Source organism: Falsiroseomonas sp. HC035, assembly GCF_050563525.1.
GTDB lineage: Bacteria > Pseudomonadota > Alphaproteobacteria > Acetobacterales > Acetobacteraceae > Falsiroseomonas.
Window position 1 is genome coordinate 1 of record NZ_JBNXUN010000065.1, and the last position, 1326, is coordinate 1326.

Genomic DNA, 1326 nt, shown 5'->3' on the forward strand with positions numbered 1-1326 from the left:
TGGTGTTGTCCCGCGTGGGTTCCACGCTTCTCTTCGGGGTCGGCGCACCGGCCGCCCCAGGATGGGGTTCTGAAAGGGGAGCGGGACCAATCTCCCTTACGCGCCCTCGGCACCCGTTGGTGCCCGGAGCAGGAACGGCTTCGTCCTCGCCTCACCCTCGTCCCCACGGGGACACCACTCCGCGACGCACGCGGATCTCGTTGGGCGGCCGGTCCGTCTACGCAGCGACTACAGCGCGCCCGAGCGGCTGGAAGGTGGTGCCGTCGGACCACATGCGATGCAGGACCACCGCCAGTCGCCGCGCAAGCGCCACACGCGCCTTCTGCAGGCCACGTCGCTGTGCGATTGCCAAGGCCCAACTGCGCAGAGCCGAGGGCTTGCTCGCGTGCACCAGCATGCTGGTGGCAGCCTCGTACAGGGCGTGCCTGGTGAGGGCGTCTCCGGTCTTGGCGATCGCACCCGAGCGATCCGTCTCGCCCGACTGGTACCGGCGTGGCGTCAGGCCGAAGTGGGCACCCACGTCCTTTGATCGGGTGAACCGGTCAGCCCTGTCGACTGTGGCCCGAAAGGCCAGTGCCGTGATCGGACCGACCCCCGGCACCGTCATCAGCCTGCGACAGACCTCCTCCTCCCGGACAGCCTGCAGCACCATGCGATGCAGAACGTCTCGCTGCGCCAGGAGTGCAGCCTGGACCGTCAGCACGGGCTCGATAACCTGCAGCAGCTTGGGCTGGTCAGCGAGCAGCTCGCGAATGCGGTCCGCGAACCCGGCGCGACCGACACGCCCGATCCGGATCCCGAAGCCGCGCAGAGTGCCGCGGATCTCGGCCTCGACGTCGACCAGCTTGTTCACGAGCAAGCGGCGCTGAGTCAGCAGCAGGCGCCACCCTGGGCCTGCCGCGTCTTGACGTGCACGGCGCGGAACCATCCCGTGCGCATGAGCTGGGCAATTCCACGTGCATCGCCGCGGTCGGTCTTGACCGGCATCGCCCCGATTGCCGCCTTGGTATGGCGCGTCTCAATGCAGATCGCAGGCAGCCCCGAGGCCACCAGTCCGGCGTATAGCCACTGCGAGAGCGGGCCCGCCTCCAGGCCGAGCCGTGCGACCGACACACCGGCCCGGCAAAGGCAGGCTGCGATTGCGGCCGGGTCAGTATCGACTCTCGTCTCGCAAACAACCCGACCAGCGCCGTCGAGGACGCACAGGCTCGTCTGGTCGAGAGAGACGTCGAGGCCAACGTAATGCTGGTTCATCCTGAAAGCCTTTCGGTGAGTGGATCGGCCCGGAGAAGTTGCCCGCCTCCAGACCGATTACGCCATCTCCCA

2 protein-coding genes are annotated in these 1326 nt (G+C 67.9%); both read right to left on the reverse strand.

Annotated elements, in window-relative coordinates; all coding sequences use genetic code 11:
• Window positions 1-217 precede the first annotated feature (217 nt).
• Complete coding sequence (locus ACLF3G_RS29440) at window positions 218-928, reverse strand: IS110 family transposase (protein ID WP_430672930.1); 711 nt, start codon at window positions 926-928, stop codon at window positions 218-220.
• Window positions 871-1254 (reverse strand): IS110 family transposase, encoded by a 384-nt coding sequence (locus tag ACLF3G_RS29445; RefSeq protein ID WP_430672931.1) that lies wholly within the window; start codon window positions 1252-1254, stop codon window positions 871-873. Before ACLF3G_RS29445 ends, ACLF3G_RS29440 begins: the two co-directional genes overlap by 58 nt.
• Window positions 1255-1326: the final 72 nt, after the last annotated feature.

What these genes read in the sequence shown, in the direction of transcription:
- ACLF3G_RS29440 (WP_430672930.1), bottom strand. Translation starts at nt 928, where the DNA reads ATGGTTCCGCGCCGTGCACGTCAAGACGCGGCAGGCCCAGGGTGGCGC.
- ACLF3G_RS29445 (WP_430672931.1), bottom strand. Translation starts at nt 1,254, where the DNA reads ATGAACCAGCATTACGTTGGCCTCGACGTCTCTCTCGACCAGACGAGC.